The sequence below is a fragment of the Bacillus massilinigeriensis genome, from assembly GCF_900111815.1.
Lineage (GTDB): Bacteria > Bacillota > Bacilli > Bacillales > Cytobacillaceae > Mesobacillus_C > Mesobacillus_C mediterraneensis.
In genome coordinates, this window is record NZ_LT630004.1 from 421838 (window position 1) to 438348 (window position 16511).

Below are 16511 nucleotides of genomic sequence, written 5' to 3' on the forward strand. Positions count from 1 at the left end.
CCTTGAGCAAAGCATGGAAAGCCGTTTCGGTGATTAATTGCTTTCGGCTTCAAGCCGTTATCTTGCAAAGAGGAAAGCGGAGGATTATTGCTTTCAATCAGGGTGGCAACGCGGGTTAACTCTCGTCCCTTTTACAGGGACGGGAGTTTTTTGCATTTTATTTTAAAAAACAGGAGGAATGGACCATGCTTGATGCTAAGTATTTAAGAGCCAATTTTAATGATGTAAAAAAGAAGCTGCAGCACAGGGGTGAAGACCTCACTGATTTTGACAAATTTGAGGAGCTCGACATCAGACGCCGTGATTTGATTGTGGAGACAGAAAAACTTAAAAGCAGACGAAATGAAGTAACCCAGCAAATCGCTATCTTGAAAAAAGAAAAAAAGGATGCCGATGAACTGATCAAGGAAATGCGCGAGGTCGGAGATACAATCAAAAGATTCGACGATGAGCTGCGCCAAGTGGAAGAAACGCTCGACAATCTACTGCTGAGCATTCCAAACATCCCTCATGAAAGCGTTCCGGTTGGCGAAACAGAAGATGATAACGTAGAAATCAGGAAGTGGGGAGAAGTTAGAGATTTTGGCTTTGAAGCGAAGCCGCATTGGGAAGTTGCAGAAGGCCTGAAAATCGTTGATTTTGAAAGAGCGGGAAAAGTAACCGGAAGCCGTTTTGTTTTTTACAAAGGGCTCGGAGCACGGCTGGAGCGTGCGTTGATGTCATTTATGCTCGATTTGCATGTGGAAGAGCACGGATACACAGAAGTACTTCCGCCATATATGGTCAACCGCGCAAGCATGACAGGGACAGGACAGCTTCCGAAATTTGAAGAAGATGCTTTCTTAATTGAGAGTGAAGATTACTTCTTGATTCCAACAGCGGAAGTTCCGGTAACAAACATGCACCGCGATGAAATACTTGGCGGTGAAGAACTGCCAATCAAATATGCAGCATACAGTGCTTGTTTCCGTTCTGAAGCAGGATCTGCAGGACGTGATACTCGCGGTCTAATCCGTCAGCATCAGTTCAACAAAGTGGAGCTAGTGAAATTCGTTAAACCAGAAGATTCTTACGACGAGCTGGAAAAGCTGACTGCAGATGCAGAAAAAGTGCTGCAGCTCTTACGTCTTCCGTACAGAGTTCTCAGCATGTGTACTGCTGACCTTGGTTTCACTGCTGCGAAAAAGTATGATATCGAAGTATGGATTCCAAGCTATGGTACGTACAGGGAAATTTCTTCTTGTTCTAACTTTGAAGCATTCCAAGCGCGCCGTGCGAACATCCGCTTCCGCCGCGAGCTGAAAGCAAAGCCGGAGCACGTTCATACATTGAACGGATCAGGACTTGCAATCGGCCGGACGGTTGCCGCAATCCTTGAAAATTACCAGCAGGAAGACGGAAGTGTCGTCATTCCGGAAGTACTTCGCCCATATATGGGAAACAAAGAAGTCATCCAACCAGGTCAATAAAAAAATTAGCGCCCATCTTTTATTGGGCGCTGATTTTTTACCTGTTTTCGGGCGGAAATTTGCTTGGGTTTAATGGCTTTTTAGATGTTATTATCATTCGTGATAAATTTTTTCAAAAAGCATTTGACATCACATTATTTGCCGTGTTATATTATTACCTGTCAACACGGAGGAATACCCAAGTCTGGCTGAAGGGATCGGTCTTGAAAACCGACAGGCGGGTCAAACCGCGCGGGGGTTCGAATCCCTCTTCCTCCTCCATTTTTCATTTCATGATTCGCGCAGCATACAAACTGGAGATTGTATGATACATACCGTTACCATTTGGTAACGGTATTTTTTATGCAAAAAACCGCATGTTGATCATGCGGCTTACATTTTAATTACTTTTTAAAGAACGAGCCTTGTTGATAAAAAAGCCGATTCGTTCCACGATTTGATCCACTGATGCCTCATTGCCGACAATATCATAATCATTGATATTCAATCGAAGCACAGGGCATGCATTGAATTCATCAATCCATCTTTCATAGCGTGCATGCATCTCTTCCCAATAGGAAATGGGTGTTTGCTGCTCCATTGCGCGGCCACGAAGATGAATGCGGGCAATAATATCATCGAGGGAGCCTTCAAGGTAGATTAAAAGGTCAGGATGCGGGAAATATGGTGTCATGACCATTGCATCGAAAAGGCTTCTGTATGTCTCATAATCTGTTGGAGACATGGTTCCTTTCTCGTAATGCATTCTCGCGAAAATCCCTGTATCTTCATAGATGGAACGATCCTGAATAAAGCCGCCGCCATACTCGAACATGCGCTTTTGTTCTTTAAATCGTTCAGCTAGAAAGTATACTTGGAGATGGAAACTCCAGCGGTTAAAGTCGCTGTAGAACTTGTCCAGATAAGGATTAGAATCAACCTTTTCAAAAGAAGTACGGAACTTCAGTGCCTTGGCGATGGCGTTGGTCATGGTTGATTTGCCGACCCCGACGGTGCCGGCGATGGTGATCACAGAGTTTGTGGGAATGTCGTATTTGTTCCTTAAATTCATGGTTGCATGCTCCTTTTGGATAATCGTCCCGACAGTTCAGAAATAATGGTATGGAGGTCTTCAGGGTGACGGACGAAATCGAGATGATCGCCGTTGAACCGCAGTACCTCGACATTCGGATGGTCTGATTCAAACTGCGTGACTGACTGCTCGTAATCAAGCGAAAGCTGCTTTAGGTACAGGGGGCTGATATTCTTTTCCACTTCCCGTCCGCGCTTTTTTATTCTGCTGAGCAGTGTATCGAGACTTGCGTGGAGATAGATAATGACATTTGGTCTTGGCATGCCCTCCGTCAAGATATCGTAGATGCTACGGTATTTTTGGTATTCCTCTTCGCCCAGCGTCCTCTTTGCAAAAATCAGGTTTTTGAATATATGGTAATCCGCCACAACGGCCTGCTGCCTGCTGATATACTGTTCCTTAATATCTCCAAGCTGCTTGTAACGGTTGCAGAGAAAAAACATCTCTGTCTGGAAGCTCCATTCCTCGATGTTCTCATAAAACTTTCCCAGGAACGGATTTTCGTCCACGATCTCTTTTAAAAGAGCGAAGCTGTAATGCTCCGAAATGGCCTTGGCCAGTGACGTCTTGCCAACGCCAATCGGCCCTTCCACCGTGATGAAAGGTGTCCTCCTCACAGCAAGTCCTCCTTTTGTTTCTGTCGCATTCTCATAAGGATGTAATCCCCAATGCATCATTTTATCATAATAATATAGGGAAAGGATATCGACATTTTTGGCAAAAAACAAACTCCATTTTCACATGGTTGTTTGTTGATTTCCAATTGAGAAGCTTCAAAAGAATCTAAGACAAAAAGGGTTTCGGATTGCAGCGTCCGAACCCCTTTGTTTACAGTATAGTGACCGGTAAGGCTGTTTTTTATTTAGGCACGCTTTGTGACATTAAAGTTTTCCGTAATAAGCAGCCAGTTTTGCGGGAAGGAGAGACCAAGCTTCCAATAACTCATGCCCCTTAGCCTTAATTCCTTAATGAGATCAAACTTAGCTTGAATGGAGCGTGCATCCTCAAACCAGACTTCATGCTGTTTGCCTGCAGCGTCTTGATAGCGAAAGAAAGGTGCTTGGGCTTTCGTATTATATTGGATCGGCACATTATAGCGGTCTGCCAGGGCGATGGCCTGCTGTGGGCTAACTGCCTTTGCAACGGTTCCCTGGACGAACGGCAATGTCCAATCGTAGCCATAGAGGTTTTGACCCATCATAATTTTATTTGATGGAATCTCTGTAACAGCATATTGAAGCACATTCCTGACAGGATCGATTGGTGAAACGGCCATTGCCGGGCCCCCAGAGTAGCCCCATTCGTAGGTCATGATGACGACAAAGTCAACGATTTCCCCGTGTGCCCGGTAATCATGCGCCTCATACCATTTTCCTTTCTGTCCTGCACTGGTCTTAGGAGCGAGAGCGGTAGAAATCAGCCAGCCTTCCCTCCTGAATCGGTCACGAGCCCTGCGAAGGAAGCGGTTATAGGCTTCGCGGTCTTCTGGGCGCAAATATTCAAAATCAAAATGGATATCCGTGAATCCATACTTTTTAGCAGTTGCAACGATTGTATTCAGGAATTTTTCTTGGATGGGCATGTTATTGAGGAGAATGCGGCCAAGTTCATCGCTGAACTGGTCGTTCTCCTGGTTGGTAATGACCATCATCAGCGTATTTTTGTTGGCTCGGGCGATTGCAGGGAAATTGTTTAGCAGCGGTTCCTTCAGCGTCCCATCTCTCCGTGCCTGAAAGCTGAACGGAGCAAGATAGGTCAAATAAGGCGCCGCTTCACGGGCGCTAGTTTCTAAGGCTGGGGCAACGGTGCGTCCTCTCGGTTCCACGTAGGCGTTGAACTCTGCAGGTATTTTTCGGCGAGGAGGAATATAAAGTCTTTGCCCTATCTGCAGAGATTGGGAAACGGAAATCCGATTGATTCTGGCAAGCTCAGCGGCTGTAGTTCCGTATCTTCTGGCGATTGCATAAAGACTATCACCTTGGCGGACAAAATAGAAGCTTCCGACAATCGGGATAACAAGTGCCTGGCCGACGACAAGCTCATTCGGATCCGGCAGCTGATTCGCCTCCGAAATGTCTCCAGCTGTCGAACCATAAACCCTTGCAATCCCGGTAATCGTTTCGTTTGGCTTTACAACATGTATCTGCATGTTCTCCCTCCTAAACGCAGCTTGCGTAACACCAGTTTATGAGAGTGAAAGCATCCTTATGCCCCTAATTCCGTAAGGTCTATTTCCGTTGATGCTCTTGTATCCGCTCCCAATACGTCTACCATCATCATGAGGGCATACTCATCGTCATGGTCCGTATTTGAAGCAATACAATCACTTGGAATCGACAGTTCATACTCGCGCATATATGCATCATTTGCTGTAAATAGGACGCATATATTTCCAGCCACGCCCGTCAGAATCAACTTTTCTACTCCTAGTTGCTGAAGAAGTGTATGTAGGGCGGTTCCGTAAAAAGCAGAGTGCTTCGGCTTGATGAGAAAGAAATCTTCCTCTCCAGGCCCAATTCTGTCGATGATAGTCCTGCTCCTTTCATTTCGACAGTAGTCCATTATTTTTTCGAAATCGGCCTGCCATAGATTATAATGGTCATTAATATAGATGACGGGCCAATTTTTATCACGAAACGATTTCCGGAGGGAAAGAATTGGTTCTGTGATTTTCTCTGCTTTTTTCGCAAGAGAATCTCCATATATGAAATCAAAAGTATTGATCATATCGATGATAAGAAGAGCAGTTTTATTTTCTTTGTTCAAAGCGATCGACTCCTTTCCCTTATTTTTAGACAGAGAAAAAAAGATTAAACTAGTTTTTGGAGGAAGGTGAAAGAAAAAATGCTGGAAGATGAAAGGTTCATGCGAGAAGCAATCATAGAAGCAGAGAAAGCCCGCGTGCTTGGCGAAGTGCCGATCGGAGCGGTCATCGTTCTCGATGGGCAAGTTATTTCGCGGGGCCATAATTTACGGGAGACAAACCAGCGATCCACCGCTCATGCCGAAATTCTTGCAATTGAAGAGGCATGCCGGAAAATCGGTTCCTGGCGACTTGAGGACACGGAGTTATTCGTTACGCTGGAGCCGTGTCCGATGTGCGCGGGGGCAATCATGCTTTCTAGAGTGAAGCGGGTTGTCTATGGAGCTAGTGATCCGAAAGGCGGATGCGCTGGGACGTTGATGGATATTTTGCGCGATGAGCGGTTCAATCATCAAAGTGAAGTTGTGCCTGGTGTTTTGGAAGAGCGTTGCGGCAGGATGCTTTCCGACTTTTTTCGGGAATTGAGAGAAGAGAAAAAGCAAGATAGAAAAAGACAGAAGGAACAACAGGAAAAAGAATTACAATAATTTACAGCCCATTAACGTTGCTTTTTCCTGGCGAAATTAGTATACTGATTATGCGTCATTAAATGGCGCCTAAAACATTGGTTTCAATTTTGCCGTGCTAGGTGGGGAGGTAGCGGTGCTCTGTACTCGCAATCCGCTCTAGCGAGACTGAATCCCTTCCCGAGGCTGGTTTGTTGTAGGGTCCGCCTCAAGTAAGTGGTGTTGACGCCCGGGTCCTGCGCAATGGGAATCCATGAACCATGTCAGGTCCGGAAGGAAGCAGCATTAAGTGGACGCTCCCATGTGCCGCAGGGCAGCCTGGGCCGAGCTAACTGCTTGAGCAGCGCTTATGACAACCAGTCGACGGGAGGTGCACGGCAGTTAAATATTATAATCTTTAACCCATCCTTACTTAGGGTGGGTTTTTGGTATGCAAAAATGGATAGGATTCACTGTAATTGTTTTTGTAAAAATAAAATGCATTACGGTATAATAGGATAGATAACTTATGGAAGGGAGCGGTGTCATTGGCTTATCAAGCGTTATATCGTGTCTGGCGCCCGCAGCGCTTTTTCGATGTGGTCGGCCAGGAACATGTGACGACGACACTGCAAAATGCTCTGCTTCAACAAAAGATCTCGCATGCTTATCTTTTTTCCGGCCCCCGTGGAACGGGAAAGACAACCGCAGCCAAAATATTATCGAAGGCAGTCAACTGCGAAAAAGCTCCGGTCAGCGAGCCATGCAACGAATGTGCTGCATGCCGGGGAATCACGGATGGGTCTATTTCTGACGTCATTGAAATCGATGCTGCCTCGAACAATGGAGTCGAAGAAATTCGGGACATTCGCGATAAAGTAAAATATGCGCCCAACTCGGTGAAATATAAAGTCTATATTGTGGATGAAGTTCATATGCTGTCCATTGGCGCTTTCAATGCTCTTCTTAAAACGCTGGAGGAGCCGCCAAAGCATGTTATCTTTATCCTTGCCACAACGGAACCGCACAAGATTCCACTGACCATTATTTCCCGGACTCAGAGGTTTGACTTTAAACGGATTACCCCGCAGGCAATCGTCGGAAGAATGAAGCTTATCGCGGACGAGACTGAAGTGCAATATGAAGATAATGCCATGCATGTCATTGCTCGAGCTGCAGATGGCGGGATGCGTGACGCCTTAAGTCTCCTTGACCAAGCCATTTCCTTCAGTCAGGAAAGGGTGACTGTTGACGATGCGCTGACTGTAACAGGGGCTGTCTCACAGGAATTTCTCACAAGGCTTGCAACAGCCGTCCACGGTAATAATGCCGCAACTGCGCTTGATGCACTTGAGAATTTACTTATGCAAGGAAAGGAACCAGCGCGGTTTATTGAGGATTTTATCTATTACTACCGGGATATGCTTCTTCATAAAGCAGCGCCGGAAATGGAAGATTCTCTCGAGCGTGTACTCATCGATGAGGGTTTTAAGAAGCTCGCAAATGAGATGGACCATGGACGAATATATGAGATCATTGATATATTGAATAAAGCACAACAGGATATGCGATGGACCAACCATCCTCGTATTTTTCTCGAAGTAGCTATTGTAAAGCTTTGTCAGCCTGAAACGGGACCAACTATAGGACGGGAAGACAACAGTGCGCTGCTGCAGCGGATCACCGACCTGGAAGACAAGCTTAGTAAGCTCGCATCTAATGGTATACCGGCGCAGGAATCGCAAGCTGCTGCCCAGCCTAAGCCTCAGAGGGTTAACCGCAAAGGCTTCCAGGCCCCGGCCGGACAAATCAAGGAAGTTTTGAAGCATGCTACAAAGCCTGATCTCCAAGCCGTTAAGAGTAAATGGGGAGATTTGCTCAACATGCTGGTAGGAAGGCAAATGCGCTCTCAGGCAGCGCTGCTCAACGAGGCGGAGCCTGTTGCTTCTTCCTCGGAGTCTGTCGTGGTAAAATTCAAGTACGAGATTCACTGCCAAATGGCGATGGAAAATGCCAAGTTTATAGAAGTAACAGGAGACCTTCTTAGAGAGCTGACCGGAAAAAGGCTTCAGGTTATCGGGGTTCCCGAGGATCAGTGGCATAGTATCCGGGAAAGCTTCCTAAGCTCCCAACGGAACGGTGCTTCCGGCGGGGAAGGTGCAGGAAAAGAGGATCCTCTTGTAGCGGAAGCAAAAAAGCTGTTTGGTGACGAACTAGTGGAAATTAACGATTAAATTGGAGGTAAGTTAAATGATGCGTGGTGGAATGGGTAATATGCAAAATATGATGAAGCAAATGCAAAAGATGCAAAAGAAAATGGCAGAAGCTCAAGAAGAGCTTGGCGAGAAGAAAATTGAGGGAACAGCTGGAGGCGGCATGGTCACTGTCATTATGACAGGTCATAAGGAAGTAGTCGATGTTGTAATCAAGCCAGAAGCAGTGGATCCTGATGATGTGGAAATGCTTCAAGACCTCGTTCTTGCTGCAACGAACGATGCACTGAAAAAAACGGAAGAACTGACGAACCAAACGATGGGTCAATTTACAAAAGGAATGAACCTTCCGGGCATGTTCTGATTCAATGCCCCGGCACGTCCGGGGCAGAAGCAGACAGACTTCTTGGAATGTTCCAGGAGGGAAAAATAAATGCATTATCCTGAACCAATAACGAAACTGATCGACAGCTTCATGAAACTGCCAGGCATAGGACCGAAAACGGCGGCCCGTCTGGCTTTTTTTGTCCTCAGCATGAAGGAGGAAACAGTGCTGGACTTTGCGAAGGCGCTCGTTAACGCAAAGCGGAACCTCAGCTACTGCTCTGTATGTGGTCATATAACGGACCAGGATCCTTGCTATATTTGTGAGGATCAGCGGAGAGACAGAAGAGTGATTTGTGTTGTTCAAGATCCGAAAGACGTCATCGCAATGGAAAAAATGAGAGAGTACAATGGCCTTTATCATGTCCTTCATGGAGCTATATCTCCGATGGATGGTATTGGGCCGGAGGACATCAATATCCCCGACCTCTTGAAACGCCTTCAGGATGAAACGGTAGAGGAAGTCATCCTTGCCACGAATCCGAATATCGAAGGAGAGGCAACGGCAATGTATATTTCCAGGCTTCTTAAGCCGGCGGGAATTCGCATCACAAGAATTGCACATGGTCTGCCTGTTGGCGGAGATTTGGAATATGCGGACGAAGTTACGCTCTCAAAAGCAATGGAAGGCCGCAGGGAAGTATAGACGAAGCGGAGGAAACAACATGTTTTTCAGCAGGAAGAAAAAGCTTAGAAAAGAGTTTGACGAAAAGCTGCTGAACCAGCTCGAAATATTGAAGCATGATTGGAACAACCAACGTACTCTTATGGAGAAGAGCTTTGACCCATCCGATGAATTCATTGCTGAAGCAAAACTTGCTGAGGCCAAATATTTTTATCTTTTTAAGGAAGCGAAAGAACGGAAGGTCAGCCTGAAAAAAATAAACTAAGTTTTAATTGAGGTGCCGCCAGGATACGGTTCTTTTTCGCGAAGCTTGGCCATACACTAAAGTACAAGTTTTCTGCGAAGGGAGTACCATGAAATGGATCCTGTAGTCATCATTTCGATTATTGGCGGCCTCATTCTTATCCTTTTAGTTGCAGGGGCTCCAATGAAACCACTTAGGCTGGCGGGCCAAAGTATCATAAAAATTATGATTGGAGCATTGTTCTTATTCTTCCTGAATGCATTTGGAGCAAACTATGGCATTCATGTGCCAATCAACTTTGTTACAGCAACAGTATCCGGCATTCTTGGAATTCCTGGGCTTTGCGCGCTCGTAGCTATACAAACGTGGATTATATAATAAAACAATTAGTCTCGGACTTCTGCCTATTATCGCAGCTTAGACTGTATTCAAACCGTGAGTTTGAGTACAGTCTTTTATTTTTCAGCTCTAATTCCATCATATTTTCGGTATGGCTATCTATGCCTTTTTGGTCGCAGTATTCCTACCGCTTTATTTATATATTAGAATTGCTGTGTCGAAATGTTTTTGTTTATTGTTGACTTTCTAAATAAGTTCATGATATGATAGGTTTCGTCGCTGCTAATGACGGCAACGATGATGGTGATAAAAAATGTTGACAAGCTGTTGTCATTATGTTAAATTAATAAAGTCGCCTCGGGCGATATTGCTCTTTGAAAACTAAACAAACAAGCGTCAACAAACAATAATATGATGGTCACTGACCATCAGCCAACGTTTTATTTGATGAGCTAATCACTCACTCTTTTATGGAGAGTTTGATCCTGGCTCAGGACGAACGCTGGCGGCGTGCCTAATACATGCAAGTCGAGCGGACAGAAGGGAGCTTGCTCCCGGAAGTCAGCGGCGGACGGGTGAGTAACACGTGGGCAACCTGCCTGTAAGACTGGGATAACTTCGGGAAACCGGAGCTAATACCGGATAATCCTTTCCTTCACATGAAGGGAAGCTGAAAGACGGTTTCGGCTGTCACTTACAGATGGGCCCGCGGCGCATTAGCTAGTTGGTGAGGTAACGGCTCACCAAGGCAACGATGCGTAGCCGACCTGAGAGGGTGATCGGCCACACTGGGACTGAGACACGGCCCAGACTCCTACGGGAGGCAGCAGTAGGGAATCTTCCGCAATGGACGAAAGTCTGACGGAGCAACGCCGCGTGAGCGAAGAAGGCCTTCGGGTCGTAAAGCTCTGTTGTCAGGGAAGAACAAGTATCGGAGTAACTGCCGGTACCTTGACGGTACCTGACCAGAAAGCCACGGCTAACTACGTGCCAGCAGCCGCGGTAATACGTAGGTGGCAAGCGTTGTCCGGAATTATTGGGCGTAAAGCGCGCGCAGGCGGTCCTTTAAGTCTGATGTGAAAGCCCACGGCTCAACCGTGGAGGGTCATTGGAAACTGGGGGACTTGAGTGCAGAAGAGGAGAGTGGAATTCCACGTGTAGCGGTGAAATGCGTAGAGATGTGGAGGAACACCAGTGGCGAAGGCGACTCTCTGGTCTGTAACTGACGCTGAGGCGCGAAAGCGTGGGGAGCGAACAGGATTAGATACCCTGGTAGTCCACGCCGTAAACGATGAGTGCTAAGTGTTAGGGGGTTTCCGCCCCTTAGTGCTGCAGCAAACGCATTAAGCACTCCGCCTGGGGAGTACGGCCGCAAGGCTGAAACTCAAAGGAATTGACGGGGGCCCGCACAAGCGGTGGAGCATGTGGTTTAATTCGAAGCAACGCGAAGAACCTTACCAGGTCTTGACATCCTCTGACAATCCTGGAGACAGGACGTTCCCCTTCGGGGGACAGAGTGACAGGTGGTGCATGGTTGTCGTCAGCTCGTGTCGTGAGATGTTGGGTTAAGTCCCGCAACGAGCGCAACCCTTGATCTTAGTTGCCAGCATTCAGTTGGGCACTCTAAGGTGACTGCCGGTGACAAACCGGAGGAAGGTGGGGATGACGTCAAATCATCATGCCCCTTATGACCTGGGCTACACACGTGCTACAATGGATAGAACAAAGGGCAGCGAAGCCGCGAGGTGAAGCCAATCCCATAAATCTATTCTCAGTTCGGATTGCAGGCTGCAACTCGCCTGCATGAAGCCGGAATCGCTAGTAATCGCGGATCAGCATGCCGCGGTGAATACGTTCCCGGGCCTTGTACACACCGCCCGTCACACCACGAGAGTTTGTAACACCCGAAGTCGGTGGGGTAACCTTTTGGAGCCAGCCGCCTAAGGTGGGACAGATGATTGGGGTGAAGTCGTAACAAGGTAGCCGTATCGGAAGGTGCGGCTGGATCACCTCCTTTCTAAGGATATAGTCTTTTAGGACTATCGGAATGCGAACCTTCGGGTTCGTAAGTTGACTGCTTGTTTGTTTAGTTTTGAGGGAGCAATAACTCTCTATATTTTCCTGTTTGTGGGCCTATAGCTCAGCTGGTTAGAGCGCACGCCTGATAAGCGTGAGGTCGATGGTTCGAGTCCATTTAGGCCCACCATCCCATAAACGGGGCCTTAGCTCAGCTGGGAGAGCGCCTGCTTTGCACGNGTACTTTTCGTACGTGAGGATTTTCAGAGAGCGCGGCTGACGAAGAGATTCGACGCTGATGATACACCGAATGGTTAAGTTAGAAAGGGCGCACGGTGGATGCCTTGGCACTAGGAGCCGATGAAGGACGGGACTAACACCGATATGCTTCGGGGAGCTGTAAGCAAGCTTTGATCCGGAGATTTCCGAATGGGGAAACCCACTGTTCGTAATGGAACAGTATCCATATCTGAATACATAGGGTATGGAAGGCAGACCCGGGGAACTGAAACATCTAAGTACCCGGAGGAAGAGAAAGCAAACGCGATTCCCTGAGTAGCGGCGAGCGAAACGGGATTAGCCCAAACCAGAAGGCTTGCCTTCTGGGGTTGTAGGACACTCAACATGGAGTTACAAAGGAACGGGGTAGATGAAGCGGTCTGGAAAGGCCGGCCAGAGAAGGTAAAAGCCCTGTATTCGAAACTTCGTTCCCTCCTGAGTGGATCCTGAGTACGGCGGGACACGTGAAATCCCGTCGGAAGCAGGGAGGACCATCTCCCAAGGCTAAATACTCCCTAGTGACCGATAGTGAACCAGTACCGTGAGGGAAAGGTGAAAAGCACCCCGGAAGGGGAGTGAAAGAGATCCTGAAACCGTGTGCCTACAAGTAGTCAGAGCCCGTTCATGGGTGATGGCGTGCCTTTTGTAGAATGAACCGGCGAGTTACGATCCCATGCAAGGTTAAGCTGAGAAGGCGGAGCCGCAGCGAAAGCGAGTCTGAATAGGGCGATTTAAGTATGTGGTTGTAGACCCGAAACCAGGTGATCTACCCATGTCCAGGGTGAAGGTAGGGTAACACCTACTGGAGGCCCGAACCCACGCACGTTGAAAAGTGCGGGGATGAGGTGTGGGTAGCGGAGAAATTCCAATCGAACCTGGAGATAGCTGGTTCTCTCCGAAATAGCTTTAGGGCTAGCCTCACGTTGTAAGAGTCTTGGAGGTAGAGCACTGTTTGGACTAGGGGCCCTCATCGGGTTACCGAATTCAGACAAACTCCGAATGCCAAAGACTTATCCGTGGGAGTCAGACTGCGAGTGATAAGATCCGTAGTCAAAAGGGAAACAGCCCAGACCACCAGCTAAGGTCCCAAAGTATACGTTAAGTGGAAAAGGATGTGGAGTTGCTTAGACAACCAGGATGTTGGCTTAGAAGCAGCCACCATTTAAAGAGTGCGTAATAGCTCACTGGTCGAGTGACTCTGCGCCGAAAATGTACCGGGGCTAAACGTATCACCGAAGCTGTGGGTGGACACCGTTGGTGTCCGCGGTAGGAGAGCGTTCTAAGGGCGTTGAAGCAAGACCGGAAGGACTTGTGGAGCGCTTAGAAGTGAGAATGCCGGTATGAGTAGCGAAAGATGGGTGAGAATCCCATCCACCGAATGCCTAAGGTTTCCTGAGGAAGGCTCGTCCTCTCAGGGTTAGTCGGGACCTAAGCCGAGGCCGAAAGGCGTAGGCGATGGACAACAGGTTGATATTCCTGTACCACCTAGTGATCGTTTGAGTGAAGGGGGGACGCAGGAGGATAGGGTAAGCGCGCTGCTGGATTAGCGCGTCCAAGCAGTTAGGCTGCAAGTGAGGCAAATCCCACTTGCGTGAAGGCTGAGCTGTGATGGCAAGGAGAATTTATTCTTCGGAGTTCCTGATTCCACACTGCCAAGAAAAGCCTCTAGCGAGATCGCGGGTGCCCGTACCGCAAACCGACACAGGTAGGCGAGGAGAGAATCCTAAGGTGAGCGAGAGAACTCTCGTTAAGGAACTCGGCAAAATGACCCCGTAACTTCGGGAGAAGGGGTGCTTTTTAGGGTGAATAGCCCGGAAAAGCCGCAGTGAATAGGCCCAGGCGACTGTTTAGCAAAAACACAGGTCTCTGCGAAGCCGCAAGGCGAAGTATAGGGGCTGACGCCTGCCCGGTGCTGGAAGGTTAAGAGGAGGGGTTAGCTCACGCGAAGCTCTGAATCGAAGCCCCAGTAAACGGCGGCCGTAACTATAACGGTCCTAAGGTAGCGAAATTCCTTGTCGGGTAAGTTCCGACCCGCACGAAAGGCGTAACGATCTGGGCACTGTCTCAACGAGAGACTCGGTGAAATTATAGTACCTGTGAAGATGCAGGTTACCCGCGACAGGACGGAAAGACCCCGTGGAGCTTTACTGCAGCCTGATATTGAATTTTGGTACAGCTTGTACAGGATAGGTAGGAGCCTTGGAAACCGGAGCGCCAGCTTCGGTGGAGGCGTCGGTGGGATACTACCCTGGCTGTATTGAAATTCTAACCCTCGCCCCTTATCGGGGCGGGAGACAGTGTCAGGCGGGCAGTTTGACTGGGGCGGTCGCCTCCTAAAATGTAACGGAGGCGCCCAAAGGTTCCCTCAGAATGGTTGGAAATCATTCGCAGAGTGTAAAGGCACAAGGGAGCTTGACTGCGAGACCTACAAGTCGAGCAGGGACGAAAGTCGGGCTTAGTGATCCGGTGGTTCCGCATGGAAGGGCCATCGCTCAACGGATAAAAGCTACCCCGGGGATAACAGGCTTATCTCCCCCAAGAGTCCACATCGACGGGGAGGTTTGGCACCTCGATGTCGGCTCATCGCATCCTGGGGCTGTAGTCGGTCCCAAGGGTTGGGCTGTTCGCCCATTAAAGCGGTACGCGAGCTGGGTTCAGAACGTCGTGAGACAGTTCGGTCCCTATCCGTCGTGGGCGCAGGAAATTTGAGAGGAGCTGTCCTTAGTACGAGAGGACCGGGATGGACGCACCGCTGGTGTACCAGTTGTTCTGCCAAGAGCATCGCTGGGTAGCTATGTGCGGACGGGATAAGTGCTGAAAGCATCTAAGCATGAAGCCCCCCTCAAGATGAGATTTCCCATAGCGTAAGCTAGTAAGATCCCTGAAAGATGATCAGGTTGATAGGTCAGAGGTGGAAGCGCGGTGACGTGTGGAGCTGACTGATACTAATCGATCGAGGACTTAACCAAAAAAGAAAAGCGGAGGCGAAGAGCCGAAGCTGGACAATTAGGCATACTCATTCTTCTTTACCTTCTGAAACATACATTATCCAGTTTTGAGGGAACAATCCTCAAACCAAATAGTCTGGCGGCGATGGCGAGAAGGTCACACCCGTTCCCATACCGAACACGGAAGTTAAGCTTCTCAGCGCCGATGGTAGTTGGGGGTTTCCCCCTGTGAGAGTAGGACGCTGCCAGGCAATCAAAGAACAGCTCAGTCGGGCTGTTCTTTTTTGTGTTTGAGATCACGATGATTTGTTCCCGTTTTCCCGTAAACAGCTCGCAACCCATCAGTTAGTCCTGAATCATTAGAACAACAAACTGCAAGCGACACTTTTAATCACCCCGATACCGGAAAAAGGCGCAGGGACATCGTTTGGTTGATTTATCGAAGAAGTTGGGTGATTTCTTCCGCAACATGAGCGATTTCTCCCCAAAGTTGGTTGATTCTGCGCATAACTTGAGTGATAACCTTCCCGATGTGGGTGATTCCGCCCCCCAGGCCACCCGCTCGCCCTAAAAAGAGTACCTGCAAGCGACTTTTTTAATCACCCCGATACCGGAAAGAGGCGCAGGAACGGCGTTTGGTTGATTTATCGCAGAAGTTGGTTGATTTCTTCCGCAACGTGAGCGATTTCTCCTCAAAGTTGGTTGATTCTGCGCTCAACTTGAGTGATAACCTTCCCGATGTGAGTGATTCCGCCCCCCAGGCCACCCGATTACCCTTGAAAGAGTAACTGCAAGCGACACTTTTAACCACCCCGATACCGGAAAGAGGCGCAGGAACGCCGTTTGGTTGATTTATCGAAGAAGTTGGTTGATTTCTTCCGCAAGATGAGCGATTTCTCCCCAAAGTTGGCTGATTCTGCGCCTAACTTGGTTGATAACGCCCCCCAGGCCACCCGATTACCCTTGAAAGAGTAACTGCAAGCGACACTTTTAATCACCCCGATACCGAAAAAAGGTGCAGGAACAGCATTTGGTTGATTTATCGAAGAAGTTGGTTGATTTTTTCCGCAAGATGAGCGATTTCTCGCCAAAGTTGGCTGATTCTGCGCTCAACTTGAGTGATAACTCTTCCAATGTGAGTGATTCCGCCCCCCAGGCCTCCCGATTACCCTTAAAAGAGTAACTGCAAGCGACGCTTTTAACCACCCCGATACCGGAAAAAGGCGCAGGAACAGCGTTTGGTTGATTTATCGAAGAAGTTGGTTGATTTCTTCCGCAAGATGAGCGATTTCTCGCCAAAGTTGGTTGATTCTGCGCTCAACTTGAGTGATAACCTTCCCGATGTGGGTGATTCCGCCCCCCAGACATTCCGCTCGCCCTAAAAAGAGTAACTGCAAGCGACACTTTTAACCACCCCGATACCGGAAAGAGGCGCAGGAACGCCGTTTGGTTGATTTATCGCAGAAGTTGGTTGATTTCTCCCGCAAGATGAGCGATTTCTCCCCAAAGTTGGTTGATTCTCCGCTCAACTTGGTTGATAACTCTTCCAATGTGAGTGATTCCGCCCCCCAGGCCACCCGCTCGCCCTAAAAAGAGTACCTGCAAGCGACTTT

General features: G+C 48.3%; 11 protein-coding genes, 2 tRNA genes, 3 rRNA genes, 1 other RNA gene and 1 other annotated feature (1 of these 18 cut by a window edge). Of the genes, 13 read left to right on the forward strand and 4 right to left on the reverse strand.

All coding sequences use genetic code 11. The features are described 5' to 3' along the window. Positions 1-133: a binding site (T-box leader), on the forward strand; it begins 91 nt to the left of the window's first position. A 52-nt stretch (positions 134-185) separates the two neighbouring features. Then, positions 186-1469: a serine--tRNA ligase gene (gene serS / locus BQ5796_RS02190; RefSeq protein WP_071458777.1), complete on the forward strand. Its 1284-nt coding sequence runs from the start codon at positions 186-188 to the stop codon at positions 1467-1469. Between the two features lie 168 nt (positions 1470-1637). Continuing rightward, a tRNA-Ser gene (locus tag BQ5796_RS02195) sits at positions 1638-1730 on the forward strand. Positions 1731-1848: 118 nt separating this feature from the next. On the opposite strand, the gene BQ5796_RS02200 is transcribed toward BQ5796_RS02195, so the two are convergent. From BQ5796_RS02200 to BQ5796_RS02215, 4 genes are all read right to left on the reverse strand, one after another. Then, positions 1849-2520 (reverse strand): deoxynucleoside kinase, encoded by a 672-nt coding sequence (locus tag BQ5796_RS02200; protein WP_071458778.1) that lies wholly within the window; start codon positions 2518-2520, stop codon positions 1849-1851. Then, entirely contained in the window at positions 2517-3158 is a 642-nt protein-coding gene (locus tag BQ5796_RS02205) for a deoxynucleoside kinase (protein WP_071461109.1), read from the reverse strand. The genes BQ5796_RS02200 and BQ5796_RS02205 overlap by 4 nt, the downstream gene beginning before the upstream one ends. Positions 3159-3403: 245 nt before the next feature. Next, a complete protein-coding gene (locus tag BQ5796_RS02210) occupies positions 3404-4690 on the reverse strand; it encodes a glycoside hydrolase family 18 protein (protein ID WP_071458779.1) in 1287 nt (428 codons plus the stop codon). 56 nt (positions 4691-4746) lie between these two features. Further along, positions 4747-5307: a cysteine hydrolase family protein gene (locus BQ5796_RS02215; protein WP_071458780.1), complete on the reverse strand. Its 561-nt coding sequence runs from the start codon at positions 5305-5307 to the stop codon at positions 4747-4749. A gap of 78 nt (positions 5308-5385) precedes the next feature. Between BQ5796_RS02215 and tadA the strand changes: the two genes are divergently transcribed. The 11 genes from tadA to rrf all read left to right on the forward strand — a co-directional run bounded on the left by tadA (position 5386) and on the right by rrf (position 15149). Further along, positions 5386-5892 (forward strand): tRNA adenosine(34) deaminase TadA, encoded by a 507-nt coding sequence (tadA, locus tag BQ5796_RS02220; RefSeq protein ID WP_071461110.1) that lies wholly within the window; start codon positions 5386-5388, stop codon positions 5890-5892. A gap of 92 nt (positions 5893-5984) precedes the next feature. After that, positions 5985-6249, forward strand: an RNA gene (gene ffs, locus BQ5796_RS02225) — signal recognition particle sRNA large type. Between the two features lie 149 nt (positions 6250-6398). After that, positions 6399-8084: a DNA polymerase III subunit gamma/tau gene (gene dnaX / locus BQ5796_RS02230; RefSeq protein ID WP_071458781.1), complete on the forward strand. Its 1686-nt coding sequence runs from the start codon at positions 6399-6401 to the stop codon at positions 8082-8084. 19 nt (positions 8085-8103) lie between these two features. After that, complete coding sequence (locus BQ5796_RS02235; RefSeq protein WP_071461111.1) at positions 8104-8427, forward strand: YbaB/EbfC family nucleoid-associated protein; 324 nt, start codon at positions 8104-8106, stop codon at positions 8425-8427. Between the two features lie 69 nt (positions 8428-8496). Beyond that, the gene (recR, locus tag BQ5796_RS02240) at positions 8497-9093 is read left to right on the forward strand and encodes a recombination mediator RecR (RefSeq protein ID WP_071458782.1); all 597 of its coding nucleotides are present in this window, start codon (positions 8497-8499) and stop codon (positions 9091-9093) included. Between the two features lie 19 nt (positions 9094-9112). Then, positions 9113-9337, forward strand: coding sequence for a YaaL family protein (locus tag BQ5796_RS02245; RefSeq protein WP_071458783.1), 225 nt, complete (start codon positions 9113-9115; stop codon positions 9335-9337). A 93-nt stretch (positions 9338-9430) separates the two neighbouring features. Next, entirely contained in the window at positions 9431-9694 is a 264-nt protein-coding gene (locus BQ5796_RS02250; protein ID WP_071458784.1) for a pro-sigmaK processing inhibitor BofA family protein, read from the forward strand. A gap of 428 nt (positions 9695-10122) precedes the next feature. Then, a 16S ribosomal RNA gene (locus BQ5796_RS02255) occupies positions 10123-11672 on the forward strand. Positions 11673-11784: 112 nt separating this feature from the next. Next, positions 11785-11861, forward strand: a tRNA-Ile gene (locus BQ5796_RS02260). Between the two features lie 122 nt (positions 11862-11983). Continuing rightward, a 23S ribosomal RNA gene (locus tag BQ5796_RS02265) occupies positions 11984-14919 on the forward strand. Positions 14920-15033: 114 nt separating this feature from the next. Next, positions 15034-15149, forward strand: a 5S ribosomal RNA gene (rrf, locus tag BQ5796_RS02270). The 16S, 23S and 5S rRNA genes sit together here with 1 tRNA gene alongside, the layout of an rRNA operon. The last annotated feature ends 1362 nt before the right edge of the window (positions 15150-16511 follow it).

Excerpts from the sequence above, each read along its gene's own strand:
- serS (WP_071458777.1), top strand. The coding sequence starts at position 186 with ATGCTTGATGCTAAGTATTTAAGAGCCAATTTTAATGATGTAAAAAAG.
- BQ5796_RS02200 (WP_071458778.1), bottom strand. The coding sequence starts at position 2,520 with ATGAATTTAAGGAACAAATACGACATTCCCACAAACTCTGTGATCACC.
- BQ5796_RS02210 (WP_071458779.1), bottom strand. The coding sequence starts at position 4,690 with ATGCAGATACATGTTGTAAAGCCAAACGAAACGATTACCGGGATTGCA.
- tadA (WP_071461110.1), top strand. The coding sequence starts at position 5,386 with ATGCTGGAAGATGAAAGGTTCATGCGAGAAGCAATCATAGAAGCAGAG.
- BQ5796_RS02235 (WP_071461111.1), top strand. The coding sequence starts at position 8,104 with ATGCGTGGTGGAATGGGTAATATGCAAAATATGATGAAGCAAATGCAA.
- recR (WP_071458782.1), top strand. The coding sequence starts at position 8,497 with ATGCATTATCCTGAACCAATAACGAAACTGATCGACAGCTTCATGAAA.
- BQ5796_RS02245 (WP_071458783.1), top strand. The coding sequence starts at position 9,113 with ATGTTTTTCAGCAGGAAGAAAAAGCTTAGAAAAGAGTTTGACGAAAAG.
- BQ5796_RS02250 (WP_071458784.1), top strand. The coding sequence starts at position 9,431 with ATGGATCCTGTAGTCATCATTTCGATTATTGGCGGCCTCATTCTTATC.